The sequence below is a fragment of the Pedobacter sandarakinus genome (assembly GCF_026240095.1).
GTDB lineage: Bacteria > Bacteroidota > Bacteroidia > Sphingobacteriales > Sphingobacteriaceae > Pedobacter > Pedobacter sandarakinus.
This window is the reverse complement of the sequence record NZ_JAPIVG010000001.1, coordinates 653,395-672,976: the sequence shown is the minus strand read 5'-3', so window position 1 is coordinate 672,976 and position 19,582 is coordinate 653,395. Positions and strand designations below refer to the sequence as shown.

Sequence of the window (19,582 nt, the reverse complement as noted above, 5' to 3'; positions counted from 1 at the left end):
GATGCGAGCTGCTTTAATGCAAAAAGCCTGGATTAATGAAAATCCAGGCTTTGTTTTAATTTTTTCAGTGTTACAATTTAATCTCCTCGTCTTTTGATGAGATAAAGTGAAACTCTGTTAAATGGTAAGACGATTGTTCCTTAACTTTAATCCACTGGCCATATTTAAAAAACCATCGGCGTTGAAGGTTAAAAATACCTTTGGTAATGTATGCCTCTATATATGGATGGACACAAAGCGTAATCCCTTTTTCATTTTGCTCTCGTAAGATATAGTTGAGGTTATTTTCAATATCATCCATTAGTACAATACTGGCCTTAATCTCTCCGGTACCACCACATGCCGGGCATTTCTCTACGGTAACAATGTTCATTTCAGGACGAACACGTTGGCGTGTAATTTGCACCAGGCCAAATTTGCTTGGAGGCAAAATGGTATGCTTAGCCCTATCCAATAACATCAGCTCTCGCAGATAATCAAATAGTATTTTACGGTTTGTCGGCTTGTGCATGTCGATGAAATCGATTACCACAATTCCGCCCATGTCGCGCAAACGCAATTGACGGGCAATTTCTTTTGCTGCTTCTTTGTTTACCTGCAAAGCATTTTCCTCTTGGTTTTCTTTGCTTGCAGTACGGTTTCCGCTGTTCACGTCAATTACGTGAAGTGCTTCTGTATGTTCTACAACCAGGTAGGCGCCACCAGGCAGGTTTACAGTTTTTCCAAAAGCATTTTTAATTTGCTTTTCGATACCAAAATTATCGAAGATTGGTTCTTTCTGTTTGTACAACTTTACAATTTTCTCCATTTCTGGTGAAATATCATGTACATAAGAACGAATATCATCGTACAACTCAGGTGTACTCACGTAAACATTTGTAAAATCAGGATTCAGAATATCACGGATTAACGTAGATGATCTGTCCATTTCTCCCCAAACCCTTTTAGAAGGCTCGGTTGAAGGCACTTTTTTAATGAAGTTTTCCCACTTTGCAATCAGATCTAACAGGTCTTTTTGCATTTCGGCAACTCCACGCCCTTCAGAAACAGTTCTGATAATTACCCCAAAATTTTGAGGCTTAATACTTTCAATAATCTTCTTTAATCGATTTCTTTCAGTATTGCTTTTAATTTTTTTTGATACAGATATGGTATTGGAGAATGGGACCAGTACCACATACCTGCCGGCAATCGAAATGTCGGAACTTAAACGTGGACCTTTTGTGGAAATTGGTTCTTTCGCAATTTGCACAGGAAGGAGCATATTTTTACTAAGCACATCAGATATTTTGCCTGCCTTATTTATATCGGCTTCTAGCTTTAAATTATCTAATAAAGTGCCTGTAACCGAGCCATTACGCTTGATCTTAGTTAGCTTAATTAAAGATTGCACCTGAGGGCCCAAATCAAAATAATGCAGAAACGCATCTTTTTCATAACCAACATCTACGAAAGCAGCATTTAAGCCGGGCATAATTTTTTTAATGCGGCCTAAATAAATATCGCCTACGGCGTAGTTATTATTGATTTGTTCTTTGTGAAGCTCAACAAGTTGTTTGTCTTCAATCAATGCTATGGTAACTCCGGCAGGAGTCGAATTGATAATTAATTCTTTTACCAACAGCTACAGATTTAAGGCTTTCGCCTATTAACAAATGGATAGTAAACGAGAAAAAAATATGATGCATGCCAAAAAACCACACGATTAAAAATCAGGCAAATAATTTAAACCTCATAGCATTATACTATGAGGTTTAATTGGCTTACATCAAAATAAGAATCTATTTTTTCTTATGTCTGTTTTTTCTTAAACGTTTTTTACGTTTGTGGGTAGCCATTTTATGTCTTTTTCTTTTTTTACCGCTTGGCATAATTTTAAGTTTTAAATGTTTTTATTAATCTGTTAATTAATTTTTATTCTTTAGTTCGGCTACTTTCTTATCAATGAATGATGATAAAGTCGGATTTGCCGCTAATTTTTTGCTTGATAAATAGGCCTCTACAGCCTCTTTGTTCCTGCCTAAATTTTCTAGAGCAGTCCCTAAATAAAAATACGCTTCAGGTGTTGGAGCAGCAGCTATAACGGTATTAAAACGCGGGATAGCTTTATCGAACTGACCTGATTTGATAGAGAACAACCCTAAATTCATGTTAGCCTTTACATTTTTGGGGTCTTTAGCAACAACTTCCAGCAACATTGCAATACCTTGCATGGGTGCGCCTAAGCCATTTACTATTGTTACACCTAAGCCTGTTTTAGCCTCAATGTTTGTAGAATCTTTCGCTAATACATTTTTGTAAGATGTGTTGGCTTTTTGCAATAACGCTGGTTGGGCCAAACTATCCTGTGTACTTTCAAAGGCCTTGATAAACTGATTACCCGCCGCCAACCACGATTTCGATGATGGTTCGCCCTGGGCTACCACTTCCAAATACAATGCTGATGGTGTGATCTGCTCTACATCGTCCCATTTTTGGGCCAATTGTTTTGCAATCTCAATTTTCTCAGAACCTTTAGCACCTTTATAACTATTCTCCAAGGCTGTAATATCTGTAGCTAAGTTTTTGTTTAGCACATTTTTTGCAGCTGTAGAAGAGGTTTCGATGCTTAAAACTGTGGCAGATGAATTACCTTCTACCCCAGCCATTTGGCCTGCAGCAGGAAGTTTTCCATTTTCCTCAGTTGGTTTTACTAAACCTTTTATGTCTCGTGTAAATAAGAATGCAATCAGCAATAAAATCGCTCCAATAATGATGATTTGTTTTGACCTGATAGTGCTATTCATAATTACGACTTAGGCTTCTACTTTAATTTTTTTAGAATTGCTCTTCACTTTATCAACAAATACTTTTGCTGGCTTAAAGCTTGGTACGAAGTGCTCTGGGATAATTATTGCAGTGTTTTTCGAGATATTTCTAGCGGTTTTCTGCGCTCTCTTTTTAACAACAAAGCTCCCGAAGCCTCTTACATATACATTTTCACCGCCAATCATGCTCGTTTTGATAACCTTGAAAAATGCCTCAACCGTTTCCTGTACATCAACCTTCTCAATTCCGGTTTTTGTTGATATTTCTGAAATAATATCTGCCTTAGTCATATTTACTTATTTATATATATTGTGTTTTAATATTATAACTGTTTTGGGGTTGCAAAAGTATTGCTTTTTAATGAGATAGGGAAATAAAAGATGATTTTTTTATTCCAGATCTTATCAGTGAAATGCAAGATTTTTTTTTATCTCAAAAATAGCCTGTATTTTGCGCTAATGACATTTCAGCAAGAACTAATTGATTGGTATTATAAAAACAAAAGGGATCTTCCATGGAGACATACTAAAGATGCCTACACCATTTGGCTATCGGAAATTATTCTGCAGCAAACAAGGGTAGAGCAAGGCCTACCATATTTTCATAGATTTCTTGCGAACTTCCCAACTGTAGGGGCTTTTGCTGCTGCTTCAGAAGAGCAGGTGCTGAAGCTTTGGCAGGGCCTGGGCTATTATTCCAGGTGTAGAAACATGCATGCAACAGCACAGGTTGTTGTAAATGACTTTGGCGGCGTATTCCCTGATAGTCACGATGCTTTACTAAAGTTGAAAGGTATTGGCGAATACACGGCTGCGGCCATTTCTTCATTCGCTACCGGAGAGCCTCGTGCGGTTGTAGACGGCAATGTATTCAGGGTATTGGCTAGGTATTTTGGCGTGTATACTGCAATTAATTCCCCCGCAGGTAAAAAGGAGTTTTATTCTCTTGCAAACGAATTGCTGCATCGGAACAATTCTGCTGACTACAACCAGGCAATTATGGAGTTTGGCGCTATCCAATGCAAGCCAAAATCGCCGCTCTGCATTACCTGTCCACTCAGTCAAGATTGTTATGCTTTCAAACATAATGAGGTAAGCACTTTGCCCGTAAAACTAAAGAAGGCACCCCAGAAGCATCGCTATTTTAACTATTTCATTTGCAGAGATGATGAGAATATTTTGCTTCAACAAAGGCAAGCAGGCGACATTTGGCAACACCTTTACGATTTTCCTTGTATTGAAACCCTTGAGATGTTGGATCCGCAAGGTGATGCTTTTGTTGAAGCGCTTGCCGATAATTTCGGCGCAAATGTTAGTTACACACTTTTGAGTAGCAAAAAACACATTTTAACGCACCAAATTATCCATATCAAGTTTTTTGAGTTAAAAAATTATATATTTAACTTTAGTAAACAAAAGAAACTTAATTGGGTTTCTTTGCATAAATTGGATGAGTTGCCGCAACCTAAAGTTATACACGATTTTGTAATCGAGTTTTTGTTATGAGCAGATATGGAATAACTAACCATAATAACGGCAAGCATCTAAATACAAACAACTAACCAAAAATATTTATGTCTGGGATTAACAAAGTTATTTTAGTGGGGCACTTAGGTAAGGACCCCGAAGTACGACATTTGGATGGAGGTGTAACGGTGGCAAGTTTTCCATTAGCTACATCAGAAACGTACAACAAAGATGGAAAAAGGGTAGAACAAACGGAGTGGCACAATATTGTATTGTGGAGGGGCTTAGCCGAAGTTGCTTCTAAATACTTACAAAAAGGCAAACTGGTTTACATCGAAGGCAAGCTTAGAACAAGATCTTTCGAAGACAAAGAAAAAGTGAAGAAGTACGTTACAGAAATTGTTGCCGAGAACTTTACCATGTTGGGCAGAAAAAGTGATTTCGAACAACATTCAACACCGGCTGTCGGGCATCAACTTACAGAACCTAAAATACAAGACGAATTTACTATAAGTCCTGCCGATGAAAATGGCGACTTACCTTTTTAAGAAAGATTTTGTGTAAACGAAAACGGCAACCCAATCAGGTTGCCGTTTTCGTTTTGAGCGATTGCTCTTAATTTATTTTAGTGTAATAAATATTAAGTTTTATCTTATTGGTTGGGTTTCCGAAAGAACCAATCACCGATCTCGCTGCTGAAGTTCCCGACGGAGTAATCTGAAACTCTGTAGCAGACGTTGGTGCTATGAATGTGCCGTAGTCAATAATCTTTTTATCAATGATGCTCTGCACATAAGATGTGACATTGAAAACATATCGGTTTTTAAGCGAATCGTAGAAGCCTCCAAAAAGGTTAGCCGCACCAGCGCTCAAATAGCCGCTGTAATCATCTAAATTGGTTGGTTGCTCAGCAATATCCCATCTATACAAAGAAAGTCGCTCTGCTGGCGCAAATGGATTAGCAAAGGTGCCTGTGCTTAAATCAACTACCAACTCTGCCTTGTTTACCACCACTTTACCATAAGTATTAGTAAAATCTGCAAGTGTAGGAAATGATATCTTAGTTTTCACCCCTGCAAGTGCCTGTAAATAAGTAACGTTGTATTGCGTGCCAGGATTACTCAACTGCGTCTGCACCTCTGTACCAACATAATCGTGCTTAATATTTGCTGTAACGGTGTTTGCGCTTGTAATAGGGAAGTTCACTGATACCGTGTCTATTACGCTTGAACTATTCGTTGTCTTATAAACCATTTGTACATAAGAATTAGTTGAAGCAAAGTCGATAAATGCGATACCCCCACCAGCAATAGTCGATGATGTTTTGTTGATCTCTGCGTATAAGCCTTTAAAATAGTCTATAAACTTAGCATTGGATGATGTAGCAGTACTCGGTAAACTTAAGATGGTACTCTGGATAAAGGCTTTATTTAATGGAATTCTTATTTGCGCCTTTAGGGTTTTCAAAGTATCAGCTTTACCTTTTACGATGTCAGTAACTTTTATTGGGGTCTTCGGGAAGATCTTATTGTTGAAGTTGCCCACCAAGGTACTATTGTGCGCCTGTACATCAGAACTTTTAAAAGTAGTAATCTTATTTGTAAGCTGATAAACATCAATGCTGTATTTTGATGTGGTAGTATCGCCATAAAACTGCGTGCCAAGATTAAGCACCAATACGGCAGAATCTAAAATTGGGGAAGTTCCGAAATCATAGCTTAAGGCAGATGGCACAACAGTCATCGCTAAACTCGCTTCAGTTTTGCCAAAAGTTGGGTCCACCATGTAACCAAGCGGGTGCTGCGATAGCGTACTTGTAGTAATATCGCCTTCTCTTACAGTGCTCGAGGTAATTCTCTCTGTATTTACCAATGTGCCAACAATAGCCGAATTGGGATCAACATCTAAACCAACACCATCTGGGTTTTTACACGAGGCAAAAAGAAAAAGACTTATCAACAGGGTTAATAAGTCTTGTTTTGTAAATTTCATATATAAATTAATAATACCTAATTAAGCAACAGAAACCAATTCATCATTTGAAATTTCTTCATAGAAGGAATAGAAGTTTTCAAAATTATCGGTTAAGTTAAAAGCTAATGTTGGCTTATTAGAATCTTTAACAAATTTTAACAAAGATGCATCGAGATTTTCATCTCCTAAAACCACTGCATCAGCGTGTGTAACGGCACCAACATGCATGCTATTGCAGTCTGCGGGAGCAAAAGCTTTAGTGTCATCTTCAGACATATTTGCCATTACAGCTTTACTTGCGAAGTTAGCGTTCAGCTTTTCAGTAAATCCATCTTCATAGATAGAGTAAACCACTTTAGCGTTTTTGAAAGTAGGATCGTTTTTGTAAGTAGTTTTAATGTATGCTGGTACAAGGGAACTCATCCAGCCATGGCAGTGCACAATATCGGGTGCCCAACCTAGTTTTTTTACAGTTTCTAATGCACCTTTACAAAAGAAAATTGTGCGTTCATCGTTATCATCGAAGAACTTTCCACTAGCATCTCTAAACACTTGCTTGCGTTGGAAATACTCTTCATTGTCTAAGAAATAAACCTGCATGCGTGCAGCGGGGATGGATGCTACTTTAATGATTAAGGGATTATCATTGTCATCAATAATGATGTTCATTCCCGATAAGCGAATTACTTCGTGTAAACGATTTCTTCTCTCGTTGATGTTACCAAACTTAGGCATTAAGATGCGGATTTCGAATCCTTTCTCTTGCATAGCCTGTGGCAATTGGCGAGTAATTTCAGAAATTTTAGTAAGCTCGAGGAAAGGCGACATCTCGTGTGTAACAATCAGCAGCTTCGTTTTTGCCATCTCCATATTCTAAGAAAATATTAAGTTAAATAAAAGATAATGAGCCGCAAAGATAAGCATAATAATACTATTTATCAATATAACAAGCATTTGTTTGGTTTCATTTAGATTAATTTACACCTTTACGGCTTTAATTTAGATAGACCAAATTGGAAATATTTAAAACTAAGGCAGCGCTTGAGGCTTTCTTAAAACCATTAAAACTAGCAAGAAAAAAAATCGCACTTGTTCCTACCATGGGGGCATTGCATAACGGCCATATCTCTTTAATAAGAATAGCCCAGCAACATGCCGATGTTATTATCTGCAGCATCTTTGTAAATCCGACACAATTTACTGATCCAAAGGACTTAGAGAAGTATCCCAGGCCAATAGAACATGATCTGGCTATGCTTCTCGAAGCTGGATGTAGTGGCGTTTTTATGCCTAATGTTGCTGAAATGTATCCTGCCGGAGAAGATGAAGGCTGGCATATTGATTTGGGAGCGGCCGAGTTTGTATTGGAAGGTGAGTTTAGAAAAGGCCATTATCAAGGAGTAACACAAATTGTGAAGAAGTTATTCGACGCTGTTTTACCTGATATAGCCATGTTTGGCCAAAAAGACTATCAGCAAGTGCTGATGATTAAGCAGATGGTTAAGTATTTTAATTTGGCTGTTGAGATTATCACCTGCCCCATTATTCGCGAGGAAGACGGTCTGGCGATGAGTAGTCGAAACATTCATTTATCACGCACCGATAGAGAAAATTCATTGGTCTTAAACAAATCTTTACAATTTGTTGTAGATCATTTCGAAGCATTTTCGCTCCAGGAACTCGAAGAAAAGGCCAGATCTTTTTATAAGGGTATTGAAGGCGTTGATTTAGATTATTTTACCATTGCAAACGGAGATACATTGATGCCGGTAAGCGCTAAAGACGAGCCTTCTTTGGTAGCGCTCGTTGCCGCACAAGTTGGTACAACCCGCCTTATAGATAATATGATCATCAAATAAAATGCCGTCTGTAGCAAAGAGATTTTACTTTTTGGTTATAGCCTGATATTTCCTCCATCAACCTTTATTACTAACTTTGTCAAATGGTTATTACAATATTAAAATCGAAAATACACCGTGTTAGGGTAACACAAGCTGAATTAAACTACGTAGGTAGTATTACGATAGATGAGGATTTGATGGATGCAGCCAATATTATTGCCAATGAGAAGGTTCAGATTGTAAACAACAACAATGGTGCACGCTTCGAAACCTATGTTATTAAAGGTGAACGTGGTACTGGAACAATTTGCCTTAATGGCGCCACGGCTCGTTTAGCACAACTTGGAGATGTGTTAATTATAATGTCTTATGGCTCGCTACCCATAGATGAAGCTAAGCAATATAATCCTATCTTAGTATTTCCAGATGATAATAACCATCTGCTAAAATAGGCATTTGAAATTTGACCTCAAAACAGCGCTAAAATATATCCTCCTTTTTTTGATAGGGATAGGTGTTTTATACCTTGCGTTTAAGGGGCAGGATTTATCAAAGATTTGGCGAGAAATTAGATCTGCCAATTATTTCTGGATAATAGTGTCTGCCTTTATGGTTTGGGTGGCCCATGTTCTTAGGGCACTCAGGTGGCAAATGCTGTATCGCTCTATTCATTATGATGTCTCATTTTGGAATGTTTATCATGCCGTAATTATCGGTTACCTGGCTAATTTGGCACTACCCCGCTTCGGTGAAATTGGTCGATGCACATCAGTACACAAAACAGATCGCGTACCTATGTTTGCCGCCATTGGTACAGTGATTACCGAAAGGTTATTCGATGTACTGGTGCTCCTGGCAACCGGCCTTGCCGTAGTTGTTTTCCAATATAATATCGTTTATCAATTTTTATATCAATCCATTTACGTTAAGCTGTGGCAGAAGCTTATTAATCTTAACTTTTTGTGGTTGTTGGCAATAGGCGCAATTGTAGCTTTATCCATCGCTTTTGGAATATATATTGTCCGAAAAAAGGTCGGCAGAAAACTACTAAGGGTTCTTGTTGGACTTAGACAGGGCTTCGGTTCGTACCATAAGCTTAAGCAAAAACAATTATTTATCGCTTATACGCTGGGCATATGGGTTGCTTACCTGCTTTCGATGTATTTCTGCTTTTTAGCTATTTTGCCCACCCAAAACCTTGGCTTAGCTGCAGCTTTTACAGCATTGGTTTTTTCTGGTTTTGCCATGGCGGCGCCAGTTCAGGGAGGTATTGGTGTGTTCCATTGGATGGTTGCGCAAGCCCTTGCTCTCTATGGAGTGGTTTTTAAAGACGCGTTAGCGTATGCAACTATCATCCATTCTTCACAGGTATTACTAATTTTAATTTTGGGAAGTTTAAGTTCTTTTAAAGTGATTTCAAAAGTTGCATCAAGGTAATTTGAGCCAGAATAACTCACATTCTTAGCAGCCCTTTCCTTAGCGTTGATCAAATATAACGCTAATGGCAAAATAAATGCTATGGCAGCATAGTAAATTCAATTTGAAATGCTACATTTGAAGTACTAACCTTTATACATAATGTTATGCATTTTGAATTGACAGAAGAGCAAATCATGATTCAGCAGGCTGCAAGAGATTTTGCGCAGCAAGAATTAAAACCTGGTGTAATAGAAAGAGACGAACATCAAAAATTCCCGGCAGAGCAGGTAACCAAGCTTGGCGAATTGGGTTTTTTAGGCATGATGGTAGACCCGAAATACAATGGCAGCGGGTTAGATGCCATTTCATATGTGCTTGTGATGGAAGAGCTTTCTAAAATAGACGCTTCAGCATCGGTAGTAGTTTCTGTAAATAACTCATTAGTATGTTATGGGCTCGAAGCTTATGGAAATGAAGCACAAAAAGAAAAATATTTAAAGCCACTTGCTTCGGGAGAAAAAATTGGTGCCTTTTGTTTGTCGGAGCCTGAGGCTGGTTCTGATGCTACATCGCAGCGGACCACAGCGGATGACATGGGCGACTATTACTTACTAAACGGCACCAAAAATTGGATCACCAACGGGAGTACGGCATCTACCTATCTGGTTATAGCCCAAACCCATCCAGAACTTAGGCATAAAGGTATTAACGCCTTTATCGTAGAAAAAGGCATGGAAGGTTTTACGATTGGCCCTAAAGAAAATAAGCTGGGCATCCGCGGCTCGGATACGCATTCTTTAATGTTTAATGATGTAAGAGTGCCTAAGGAAAACAGAATTGGTGAAGATGGTTTTGGGTTTTCTTTCGCGATGAAAACGCTTGAGGGCGGACGAATTGGCATTGCAGCACAGGCATTGGGCATTGCGCAAGGCGCATTCGAAATGGCCACCCAATACGCAAAAGAGCGAAAATCTTTTGGTAAACCGATTGCAGAGCATCAGGCCATTGCTTTCAAGCTGGCCGATATGGCTACGCAGATTGAGGCAGCCAGGTTATTGGTTTACAAGGCCGCCTGGTTAAAAGATCAGGGTTTACCGTATACTCAGGCAGGTTCGATGGCTAAACTATATGCATCCAAAGTGGCAATGGATGTTACTGTAGAGGCTGTGCAGGTACACGGAGGATATGGATTTGTAAAGGAATACCATGTGGAGCGGCTCATGCGTGATGCGAAGATTACGCAGATTTATGAAGGAACTTCAGAAATTCAAAAAATGGTTATCTCCAGGGAAGTGATAAGATAATGTGCAGAGCTGACAGCCTTAAACTGTCAGCTCAATTATTAAGCTTTATCACCAGCAAGAGCGCCAAAAATAGCTTTAATTAAAGCTACAATAATGGCAAGAAAAGCAGCAGCCAGAAAGCCAGAGGTGTTAAATGAGGTCATCATTTTGTCTACTAACAAAATCATCAATACAGTGATGATGAACGATACTAAACCCAATGTTAAAAAATTGACTGGGAAAGTAAGCAGCCTTAACACAAAGCCAATAGTTGCATTTGCCAGGGCAATTAATATTGCCGCAATAATTGCGTTACCATAGCCATCAATAGATACGCCTGGTACCAATTTTGCGCCAAGATAGAATGCTAGTCCCATCAAGAGTACTTCGATAATTAGTTTCATAATCCTTAATTTTGTAAAATGTTTAAATATGTTTATAAATATTTGGGGATGTTTTGTATTGCCACTTTTGTTTTGGCATGTTCGCATAACAACAAACCAATAATTAAGTTTTCTACTGATTGTTCATCAATAATAATTAAAAATATTGATGAAGGAAGCCTGTTGCAAGCAAAAAATATCTCGTTAGCAAATTCAGATTCTGCTGGTTTGGTTTCAGTATTTCTCCGGCCTGATGACTCAGACAGTTTGCAAGACGAGATACCCGTTTCCGGTAAAACCACAGTTTCCGGCGATTCGGTGGTTTTTGTTCCACATTCGACTTTTGTAGTGGGTAAGACTTACCTGGTAGAAAATTATGTTGGAATTAAATTTGCACCGGTAGGTAATCTCCTTAACGGTACAGCAAAGCATAATTTACAACCACAAAAGCAGGTGCTTGTAAGGTAATTATCAGCACAATAATGGGATAAGGGTTTGATTTTTTGTAAAAAATTACTATATTTGCATCGTAATCGAAGAAAAGAGAAGGGGACAATGTCCCCTTTTTCTATGAAATCAGGTTAAAATATGCAGGTAGAAAAGAAAGTTGCAGCCCTCGTTGAGGAGAAAATTGCAGATCGGCCAGAGCTGTTTTTGGTTGAAGTGAAGATGTTGCCAAACAATAAGTTGATTATTCATGTTGATGGCGATGAAGGTATTAGCATACAGGATTGTGTTGCCATAAGCAGGCATGTAGGTTTTCATTTAGAGGAAGAGAATGTGATTGAGCAAGCCTATAATTTAGAAGTTTCTTCTCCTGGTGTAGGCGAGCCGCTAAAATTAAACCGCCAGTACACCAAAAACATTGGGCGCAATTTGAGTATTAAACTTAAAGATGGCCTTAAAAAAGAGGGTAAGCTTTTGGAAGTTAATGCAGCTGATTTATTGCTTGAAGAATCGATTAAAGAAAAAGGAAAAAAAGCAAAGGCTGTAGAAACCAGCGTGCCATTTAATGATATATTAGAAACAAGTGTGTTAATTTCATTTAAGTAAAAAATGAGTACTACAACAATTAATTTGATCGACTCTTTCCAAGAGTTCAAAGATTTCAAAAATATAGATCGCCCAACGGTGATTAGTGTGTTGGAAGAAGTTTTTCGTAGTATGTTGCGTAAGAAATACGGAACAGATGAGAACTGTGATGTAATTGTAAATCCAGATAACGGGGATTTGGAAATCTGGAGAACGAGAAAGGTGATGGAGGATGGATTTTCTGAAGATGATGATTTGGAAATTGAACTTGCAGATGTACACAAGCTGGATCCAAGCTTAGAGGTTGGTGATGATTACATTGAGCAGATTACTTTAGAGAGTTTTGGTAGGAGAGCCATTTTAGCTGCCCGCCAAACACTGGTTTCTAAGGTATTAGAATTAGAGAAAGACGAAATTTTCAAGAAATATAAAGATCGCGTTGGTGAAATCATTACCGGAGAGGTTTATCAAGTTTGGAAGAAGGAAACACTTGTTTTGGATGATGAAGGTAACGAACTCTTAATGCCTAAAACAGAACAAATTCCTGCAGATTATTTTAAAAAGGGTGATTCTGTTAGAGCGGTAATCTCCAAAGTTGAAATGATTAATGCTAACCCAAAGATTATCATTTCCAGAACAGCACCAGATTTTTTACAGCGTCTGTTCGAACTAGAAGTTCCGGAAATTTTTGATGGTTTAATTACCGTTAAAAAAATTGTTCGCGAACCAGGAGAGCGTGCTAAAGTGGCTGTTGAATCTTACGATGATCGTATTGATCCGGTTGGTGCTTGCGTAGGTATGAAAGGATCTCGTATTCATGGTATCGTTCGTGAATTGAAAAATGAAAATATCGATGTAATTAACTTTACAAACAACATCTCATTATACATTACCCGTGCTTTAAGCCCAGCGAAGATTACTTCTATTAAATTAGATGATGAAACTAAACACGCATCTGTTTATTTAAAGCCGGATCAGGTTTCTTTAGCTATTGGACGTGGCGGACATAATATTAAATTGGCTGGTAAATTAACCGGTTATGAAATTGATGTTTACCGTGAAGCTGGTGAAGAAAGTGATGAGGATGTGGATCTAGAAGAATTCTCAGATGAGATTGATAGCTGGATTATTGATGAATTAAAAGCTATCGGGTGCGATACTGCTAAGAGTGTTTTGGCACTTACAGTAGAAGATTTGGTAAAACGCACAGACTTAGAAGAAGAAACCATTAAAGAGGTGGTTCAGATTTTACAGTCAGAATTTGAATAAGTGGTGTAATTGCCAAATAAACACTACTTTTGTATTATATTAAAAAATAACAGGAGCTAAATGTCAGACGACAAACCAATCATTTTAATTAAAGCTATTAAAGAACTTAATATAGGCATGGGTACGGCCGTTGAGTTTTTAAACAAGAAAGGCTTCTCTGCTGAGAAAAGCCCGATGTTTAAACTTACGGGCGATATGTACAGTGCCTTGTTAAAAGAGTATCAGGGAGATAAGATCGTAAGAGAAGAAGCCAAACAAATAGTGATTGGTAAAATACGTCGCGACGAGCCTGAGACTGAAAAGCCAGCTGAAGCGCCAAAGAGGAACACCGATTTTGAGAAGAACGAAGAAATTCTGATTAAGAACGCACAAACGTTTACCCCGCCGGCAGAAAAGCCAAAAGTTGTAGAAACACCAAAAGCAGATGCTCCGGCACCAGTAAGTGAGACTCAAGCTCAGCCAAAAGAAGCCAAATCTGAAGAAAAAACAGATGAGGGTGCATTACCTGGTGTTAAAGTTGTTGGCAAAATTGATTTAAACGATCTTAACGCTAAAAATCGCCCGGTTAAAAAAGAAGAGTCGAGCCCTGCACCAACGCAGGCACCAGCAGCTGTTGCGAAAGCACCAGAACCAGCTAAACCTGTAGAGCAACCTAAAGCAGAAGAAACACCTGTTGAGGTGAAAAAAGTTGAAACGCCTGCTCAGGCCGATACTGCACCAGTTGCAAAGGCCCCAGAAGCAGTTAAACCGGTTGAGGCACCAAAAGCTGAAGAAAAACCAGCTGAAGCTAAACCTGCTAATAATGAGCCTGAAGTAATTAAGGCACGTACGGTTAAGTTAACCGGACCAAATATTATTGGTAAAATTGTTTTGCCTACAACGCCAGATAGAAGAAATGGCCCAGTTGCATCATCTAGTGATAGTGAGGCGGCGAAACGTAAGCGTAAACGCAAAAAAACACCAGGTGCACCAGGTCAACCTGGTCAGCATGGCGGACAAAGCCAAAATCCTGCGGGACAAGGTGGGGCACCAGGTCAACCACGTCAACCTTACCAGGGTAACAGACCAGGCGGTACACCCTACCAAGGTAACAGACCTGCCGGACAAGGTGGTACGCCTTACCAGGGCAATAGAAATAATAACAGACCAGGTTTCCAAAATAGGAACGCTACACCTAGCGGACCAAAAGAAGAACCTACAGAGAAAGAAATTCAAGATCAAATTAAAGCAACACTTGCTCGTTTAAGCGGAGCAGGTAAGTCTGGAAAGTTTGCTCAGCGGGCTAAATTACGCCGTCAGAAACGCGATGATGTAGCCTTCAACGCTGAGGAAGCAGCAAATGAGCTTGAATCTCAATCAAAAATATTAAAAGTAACAGAGTTTGTTACAGCCAATGAGTTGGCAAACATGATGGACGTTCCAGTAACCAAAATTATTGGTACCTGCATGAGTTTAGGCATGTTTGTTTCCATTAACCAACGTTTAGATGCTGAAACATTAACTATTGTTGCTGATGAGTTTGGCTACGAAATACAATTCGTTAAGCCAGATGAAGAAGAGGATAATGTAATAGAGGAAGAGGATAATGACGATGATTTAATCGAAAGAGCTCCGGTTGTAACGATCATGGGTCACGTCGATCACGGTAAAACATCCCTGCTAGATTATATCCGCAAGGCGAACGTAGTTGCCGGTGAGGCAGGTGGTATTACGCAGCACATTGGTGCATACATGGTAACCACACCATCAGGTAAAAAGGTAACTTTCTTAGATACTCCGGGTCACGAAGCTTTTACAGCGATGCGTGCACGTGGTGCTAAGGCAGCGGATATTGCCATCATTGTAATTGCTGCAGACGATGCGGTGATGCCTCAAACAAAAGAGGCCATTAACCATGCCCAAGCAGCTGGCGTTCCATTGGTGTTTGCTTTTACGAAAGTAGATAAACCTGGTGCAAATGCCGACAAAGTACGTGAGCAATTGTCAGTAATGAACATTTTGGTCGAAGATTGGGGTGGTAAATATCAATCACAAGAGATCTCTAGTAAAAGCGGGTTAAATGTAGATTTGCTTTTAGATAAAGTATTGTTAGAAGCTGAATTATTAGAACTTAAAGCAAATCCGAATAAGAGAGCTACCGGTACTGTAATTGAGTCTGCTTTAGATAAAGGACGTGGTATTGTAACTACTGTTTTGGTTCAAGCAGGTACCTTAAGAGTTGGAGATCCAATTTTAGCGGGTAGTTACAGCGGACGTGTGAAAGCATTGACCAATGAACGTGGCGCTAAAGTAGATTCTGCAGGGCCATCGCAACCAGTACAGGTATTGGGTATGCAAGGCGCTCCAACAGCAGGCGATCGCTTTAACGCACTTGAAAGCGAAACTGAAGCACGTGACATTGCAAACAAACGTATGCAGTTACAGCGTGAGCAAGGTTTACGTACACAAAAACACATTACACTGGATGAGATTGGTCGTCGTTTGGCTATTGGTAACTTTAAAGAGCTTAACATCATTGTTAAAGGTGATGTGGATGGATCAATTGAGGCTTTGGCAGATTCATTGTTGAAACTATCTACCGAGCAAATCCAAATCAACATCATCAGTAAGGGTGTTGGTCAGATTTCAGAGTCTGATGTATTGTTAGCTTCTGCATCTGATGCGATCATCATTGGTTTCCAGGTTCGGCCGTCTACAGGTGCACGTAAATTGGCAGAAGCAGAGCAAATTGATATTCGTTTGTATTCTATCATTTACGATGCAATCAACGAGATTAAGTCGGCAATGGAAGGTATGTTGGATCCAGAGTTTGAAGAGAAAATTGTGGCTAATGTAGAGATTCGTGAAACATTCAAAATTACTAAAGTAGGTACCATTGCAGGTTGTATGGTACTTGATGGTAAAATTACCCGTAACAGCAAGATCCGTATCGTTAGAGACGGTGTTGTAGTTTACACAGGTGAATTGGCATCATTAAAACGCTTTAAAGATGATGTTAAAGAAGTTAGTAAAGGTTACGAATGTGGATTAAACATTCAAAACTTTAATAACATTGAAGTGGGCGATATTGTAGAAGCTTACGAACAAGTTGAAGTAGCAAGGAAATTGTAAAGGATTCCTTTTTAATAAACAAATTGAAGTGACCTCAAAAGGGTCACTTTTTTTGTTGGATGTTAATAGGCTTTTGAAATGCTAAATCATCAATAAGTAACCAGCTAAAAACCTACCTGTGCTATCCTATGACATAATTAGATATAAGCCCATTTGAGGCATATAAGTTATTAAGAAAAGCACTTGCTTATTCTATTGCCCAACTGTCCACTTCCATTTTGGAGATTTGCCTATGTAATAAACAATGGCATAAGTAGCTGCATATATTAAGATAAAAATAGCAAATTGTAAGAAGAAAAGCTGCCAAGCCGTTTGTTCAATATAAACAATCCTCAACGGCCTCAAAATCATCGGCAAGAAAATAATAATTAGAATATGATGAAGCAGGTGAATACCAAATGTCATCGACCTAGGTTTTAGCTTCTCTATCACCGCGAAATTACAGTACTTGTAAAGAAAAAGGAAAGATACCAAAGAAAAGATAATGTTTGAAAACCTCAATGTGTTTCCAGAATCGGCAGAACCCAAGTGAATTAGATTGATGGTTTCGTAGCAAGAAATGATAAAGGTTATTAAAAGCGCAATAGAAATCGAAACAAAAGAGCGATTGTTAATCCAACTGATGAATTCTTTAAAATATTTGTGTAAGATGACTCCTAGCCATAGATAGAATACAAAGCCCAATAAAGCTGTTGTATGGCCTGTGGGAATCCAATCGAAGTAAAGATTCACTGAATAAAACAATGATAACAAGCCCAAAATGAGTCCGAAGACAATGCTGTACATATATCTTCTAAAAACTAACAAGATGGTTATACACAACATAAAGTTAATGATAAACCAGAAACTGGTTTGCACCACAATGAAGTGAAACCTATCAAAAAGGTAGCTTAATGGGTCTGAATAGCCTAATGAATCTGAACCTTTAAAGAACTTGACACTTTCATCAATATAAAATAGTATGATAAAAACCGTTACCCAAAAAAGCCATGGCCTAAAGGTAGTATGTAACCTTCTCCCTAGATATTGCTTGGTTGTATATTCGTTAAATTTATCGCCAATTAGAAAACCAGCCAAAATGAAAAATACAATGGTACCAAACTTGATAAATTGTAGTGCTACCGTTTGTATAATCTGATCATGAAGAGTAGTTAGTTTAAGGCCTAAGAAGGGTGAGCTATGTTCCATTACAATCCCTATCATAGCAATAAACCTCATAGTATCAATGAAGTCGTAATTCTTGGCAATATTTTTCGTTGTCATTTGCTGCAATTTTACGAAATTCGGCATATTAATTTGTATATTTTTCTTGTTTCATTTTTGTTAATCAATGTTAATTTATGATCAGTGTAATAATTTGTTCAGTGGATCCAAAGCAACTGGAGCTCGTAAAAGATAATATCAGATCAACAATTGGTATAGAACATGAAATAGTAGCGATTGATAATAGTGTCAATCCGAGGGGAATATGCCAGGTTTATAACGAAGGGGCTTTGCAAGCAAAATACGATGTTCTATGCTTCATGCATGAAGATATATTTTACCACACAGATCATTGGGGCGAATCCGTAATTAAGACTTTTAAAGAAGAAATAAATCTAGGAGTATTAGGCATTGCAGGAAGCAAGTATAAAGCATTGACGCCATCGAGTTGGCATTGTTATGGGATAGAAGATCAAGCCTCATTAAATTATAACGTCATTCAAAATTATAAATATTCCGATAAAGAAAAATCGATAGAATGCTCAAATCCTCAAAATGCAAAATTTCAAAGTGTTGCGTGTATAGATGGGGTATGGTTTTGTTGTACTAAAGCTGCGTTTGATTTTTATCAATTTGATGAAAAAAAATTAACTTCTTTTCATGGTTATGATATTGATTTTTGCCTGGGAGTAGGAGAAAAGTTCAGTGTTGGTGTTACATTCGAAATTTTGATTGAACATTTTTCTGAAGGAAATTTTAATAAATTTTGGTTAGATGAAATTCTTAAGGTGCATAAGAAATGGAGCCATAAACTTCCTGTGAACCTAGTAGGATTGCAGAAGGAAAAAATGCTAATAGAGGAAAAACAGGCTTTTAAGAGCTTGCTGAAGAGAATGCACGAAGAGAATTTTTTACCGAAAGAAATGTTTTTAGCAATATTTAATAGCAGAAAATCGCGAGTAATGAATCTTACTTTATTATTTAAGTTGTACTTCGCATGTTTTAAGATAGTAAGTAAAAGAAACTAATTTTTTCCTTTTAACTGGCGATTGATTTCTTTTTTGGATTTAAGTAATCGATTCAAATAAGAAAAAAAATTTCTGCCTTCCCACTTATATTCGTAATAAAACCGTTCTCTTGTCGTCATTTTCAATTGTTGTTCGTGGTTAAAAGTTTCCAGTGTTTTACTTTCTAAATGATCGACAATTGATGAGGAAACCAAACAATGCCTAATTTTGTGTTTTTGCAAAGTATTTGCATAATCATTGTCCGCATACCAAAATGTAAACTTTTCATCTAGTTTGCCTGTTTTTTTTAGGATATTTCTTTTGAAGAATAAACACCATCCAGTGATCTCTTTCCTAACCGTATAGCCGCTGTAAATGCCCGTATATGGCAAAAGACCAATTTTAGGGTGGTGAATTGAACAGAATGGACTAGCACTATCAATTGTTTCATCTGCGAAAAGTACTTTTAAAATTTCTGAACACCAATTCTTGTGAAATAGCAAATCATTGTTGCAAATACATATATATGAGTTGTTTGATCGATTAATTCCGATATTCATATACCTATGATAGCCGAATTTTTGGTTAGAATAGATAGTTTCAGTGCCAAAATATTCAAAAGGTTTTATGCTGTGATTAGATTCGATCACGATGATATTGAACTTAATTTTCTTGTGATCTTCAGAATCTATCAATGATTTAACAGTTTGTGCTGTCATATCTTTAAGCACCTCCGTTTTTGCAAAACTTAAGATTATTACATCCACCTTGATCGGACTCTCCATT

At 38.1% G+C, this 19,582-nt stretch carries 19 protein-coding genes; 11 read left to right on the top strand and 8 right to left on the bottom strand.

Going from position 1 to position 19,582, the window contains the following annotated elements; all coding sequences use genetic code 11:
• Nucleotides 1–70: 70 nt before the first annotated feature.
• The 3 genes from OQ268_RS02800 to OQ268_RS02785 form a co-directional block, all read right to left on the bottom strand.
• On the bottom strand, nt 71–1,621 hold the full coding sequence (locus OQ268_RS02800) for an Rne/Rng family ribonuclease (protein ID WP_265854538.1): 1,551 nt from the start codon (nt 1,619–1,621) through the stop codon (nt 71–73).
• A gap of 286 nt (nt 1,622–1,907) precedes the next feature.
• Nucleotides 1,908–2,786 (bottom strand): tetratricopeptide repeat protein, encoded by an 879-nt coding sequence (locus tag OQ268_RS02790; protein ID WP_265854537.1) that lies wholly within the window; start codon nt 2,784–2,786, stop codon nt 1,908–1,910.
• Nucleotides 2,787–2,795: 9 nt separating this feature from the next.
• The gene (locus tag OQ268_RS02785) at nt 2,796–3,098 is read right to left on the bottom strand and encodes an HU family DNA-binding protein (RefSeq protein WP_055909222.1); all 303 of its coding nucleotides are present in this window, start codon (nt 3,096–3,098) and stop codon (nt 2,796–2,798) included.
• 168 nt (nt 3,099–3,266) lie between these two features.
• Here OQ268_RS02785 and mutY point away from each other — a divergent pair, with 168 nt between their 5' ends.
• Both mutY and OQ268_RS02775 read left to right on the top strand, forming a co-directional pair.
• Complete coding sequence (gene mutY / locus OQ268_RS02780; protein ID WP_265854536.1) at nt 3,267–4,313, top strand: A/G-specific adenine glycosylase; 1,047 nt, start codon at nt 3,267–3,269, stop codon at nt 4,311–4,313.
• A 68-nt stretch (nt 4,314–4,381) separates the two neighbouring features.
• Nucleotides 4,382–4,822 carry a single-stranded DNA-binding protein gene (locus OQ268_RS02775; RefSeq protein ID WP_265854535.1) on the top strand — a complete coding sequence of 147 codons (441 nt, stop codon included), beginning with the start codon at nt 4,382–4,384 and terminating at the stop codon, nt 4,820–4,822.
• Between the two features lie 67 nt (nt 4,823–4,889).
• On the opposite strand, the gene OQ268_RS02770 is transcribed toward OQ268_RS02775, so the two are convergent.
• Nucleotides 4,890–6,266: a DUF4270 domain-containing protein gene (locus OQ268_RS02770; protein ID WP_265854534.1), complete on the bottom strand. Its 1,377-nt coding sequence runs from the start codon at nt 6,264–6,266 to the stop codon at nt 4,890–4,892.
• Nucleotides 6,267–6,287: 21 nt separating this feature from the next.
• Nucleotides 6,288–7,112: a glycogen/starch synthase gene (locus OQ268_RS02765; RefSeq protein ID WP_265854533.1), complete on the bottom strand. Its 825-nt coding sequence runs from the start codon at nt 7,110–7,112 to the stop codon at nt 6,288–6,290.
• Nucleotides 7,113–7,261: 149 nt separating this feature from the next.
• Between OQ268_RS02765 and panC the strand changes: the two genes are divergently transcribed.
• From panC to OQ268_RS02745, 4 genes are all read left to right on the top strand, one after another.
• The gene (gene panC / locus OQ268_RS02760; protein WP_265854532.1) at nt 7,262–8,107 is read left to right on the top strand and encodes a pantoate--beta-alanine ligase; all 846 of its coding nucleotides are present in this window, start codon (nt 7,262–7,264) and stop codon (nt 8,105–8,107) included.
• A gap of 83 nt (nt 8,108–8,190) precedes the next feature.
• Nucleotides 8,191–8,541: an aspartate 1-decarboxylase gene (panD, locus tag OQ268_RS02755; RefSeq protein WP_265854531.1), complete on the top strand. Its 351-nt coding sequence runs from the start codon at nt 8,191–8,193 to the stop codon at nt 8,539–8,541.
• Between the two features lie 4 nt (nt 8,542–8,545).
• Entirely contained in the window at nt 8,546–9,526 is a 981-nt protein-coding gene (locus OQ268_RS02750) for a lysylphosphatidylglycerol synthase transmembrane domain-containing protein (protein WP_265854530.1), read from the top strand.
• 146 nt (nt 9,527–9,672) lie between these two features.
• The gene (locus tag OQ268_RS02745; protein WP_265854529.1) at nt 9,673–10,812 is read left to right on the top strand and encodes an acyl-CoA dehydrogenase; all 1,140 of its coding nucleotides are present in this window, start codon (nt 9,673–9,675) and stop codon (nt 10,810–10,812) included.
• Nucleotides 10,813–10,850: 38 nt separating this feature from the next.
• Here OQ268_RS02745 and OQ268_RS02740 read toward each other — a convergent pair whose 3' ends face one another.
• Nucleotides 10,851–11,195, bottom strand: a complete 345-nt coding sequence (locus OQ268_RS02740) for a phage holin family protein (protein ID WP_265854528.1) — start codon at nt 11,193–11,195, stop codon at nt 10,851–10,853.
• Between the two features lie 18 nt (nt 11,196–11,213).
• Between OQ268_RS02740 and OQ268_RS02735 the strand changes: the two genes are divergently transcribed.
• From OQ268_RS02735 to infB, 4 genes are all read left to right on the top strand, one after another.
• The gene (locus OQ268_RS02735; protein ID WP_265854527.1) at nt 11,214–11,642 is read left to right on the top strand and encodes a hypothetical protein; all 429 of its coding nucleotides are present in this window, start codon (nt 11,214–11,216) and stop codon (nt 11,640–11,642) included.
• A 120-nt stretch (nt 11,643–11,762) separates the two neighbouring features.
• The gene (gene rimP, locus OQ268_RS02730) at nt 11,763–12,227 is read left to right on the top strand and encodes a ribosome assembly cofactor RimP (RefSeq protein ID WP_265854526.1); all 465 of its coding nucleotides are present in this window, start codon (nt 11,763–11,765) and stop codon (nt 12,225–12,227) included.
• 3 nt (nt 12,228–12,230) lie between these two features.
• Complete coding sequence (gene nusA / locus OQ268_RS02725; RefSeq protein WP_265854525.1) at nt 12,231–13,475, top strand: transcription termination factor NusA; 1,245 nt, start codon at nt 12,231–12,233, stop codon at nt 13,473–13,475.
• 60 nt (nt 13,476–13,535) lie between these two features.
• On the top strand, nt 13,536–16,586 hold the full coding sequence (gene infB, locus OQ268_RS02720) for a translation initiation factor IF-2 (protein ID WP_265854524.1): 3,051 nt from the start codon (nt 13,536–13,538) through the stop codon (nt 16,584–16,586).
• A gap of 192 nt (nt 16,587–16,778) precedes the next feature.
• Here infB and OQ268_RS02715 read toward each other — a convergent pair whose 3' ends face one another.
• A complete protein-coding gene (locus tag OQ268_RS02715; RefSeq protein ID WP_265854523.1) occupies nt 16,779–17,849 on the bottom strand; it encodes an acyltransferase family protein in 1,071 nt (356 codons plus the stop codon).
• 77 nt (nt 17,850–17,926) lie between these two features.
• Between OQ268_RS02715 and OQ268_RS02710 the strand changes: the two genes are divergently transcribed.
• Entirely contained in the window at nt 17,927–18,817 is an 891-nt protein-coding gene (locus OQ268_RS02710; RefSeq protein WP_265854522.1) for a glycosyltransferase, read from the top strand.
• On the opposite strand, the gene OQ268_RS02705 is transcribed toward OQ268_RS02710, so the two are convergent.
• Nucleotides 18,814–19,581 carry a glycosyltransferase family 2 protein gene (locus OQ268_RS02705; RefSeq protein WP_265854521.1) on the bottom strand — a complete coding sequence of 256 codons (768 nt, stop codon included), beginning with the start codon at nt 19,579–19,581 and terminating at the stop codon, nt 18,814–18,816. The genes OQ268_RS02710 and OQ268_RS02705 overlap by 4 nt on opposite strands.
• Between the last annotated feature and the right edge of the window lies 1 nt (nt 19,582).

Coding starts and splice junctions, on each gene's coding strand:
- OQ268_RS02775 (WP_265854535.1), top strand. CDS start 4,382: ATGTCTGGGATTAACAAAGTTATTTTAGTGGGGCACTTAGGTAAGGAC.
- OQ268_RS02785 (WP_055909222.1), bottom strand. CDS start 3,098: ATGACTAAGGCAGATATTATTTCAGAAATATCAACAAAAACCGGAATT.
- rimP (WP_265854526.1), top strand. CDS start 11,763: ATGCAGGTAGAAAAGAAAGTTGCAGCCCTCGTTGAGGAGAAAATTGCA.
- OQ268_RS02705 (WP_265854521.1), bottom strand. CDS start 19,581: ATGGAGAGTCCGATCAAGGTGGATGTAATAATCTTAAGTTTTGCAAAA.
- OQ268_RS02735 (WP_265854527.1), top strand. CDS start 11,214: ATGTTTAAATATGTTTATAAATATTTGGGGATGTTTTGTATTGCCACT.
- panD (WP_265854531.1), top strand. CDS start 8,191: ATGGTTATTACAATATTAAAATCGAAAATACACCGTGTTAGGGTAACA.
- OQ268_RS02765 (WP_265854533.1), bottom strand. CDS start 7,112: ATGGCAAAAACGAAGCTGCTGATTGTTACACACGAGATGTCGCCTTTC.
- OQ268_RS02790 (WP_265854537.1), bottom strand. CDS start 2,786: ATGAATAGCACTATCAGGTCAAAACAAATCATCATTATTGGAGCGATT.
- OQ268_RS02745 (WP_265854529.1), top strand. CDS start 9,673: ATGCATTTTGAATTGACAGAAGAGCAAATCATGATTCAGCAGGCTGCA.
- mutY (WP_265854536.1), top strand. CDS start 3,267: ATGACATTTCAGCAAGAACTAATTGATTGGTATTATAAAAACAAAAGG.
- infB (WP_265854524.1), top strand. CDS start 13,536: ATGTCAGACGACAAACCAATCATTTTAATTAAAGCTATTAAAGAACTT.
- nusA (WP_265854525.1), top strand. CDS start 12,231: ATGAGTACTACAACAATTAATTTGATCGACTCTTTCCAAGAGTTCAAA.
- OQ268_RS02740 (WP_265854528.1), bottom strand. CDS start 11,195: ATGAAACTAATTATCGAAGTACTCTTGATGGGACTAGCATTCTATCTT.
- OQ268_RS02770 (WP_265854534.1), bottom strand. CDS start 6,266: ATGAAATTTACAAAACAAGACTTATTAACCCTGTTGATAAGTCTTTTT.
- OQ268_RS02710 (WP_265854522.1), top strand. CDS start 17,927: ATGATCAGTGTAATAATTTGTTCAGTGGATCCAAAGCAACTGGAGCTC.
- OQ268_RS02715 (WP_265854523.1), bottom strand. CDS start 17,849: ATGACAACGAAAAATATTGCCAAGAATTACGACTTCATTGATACTATG.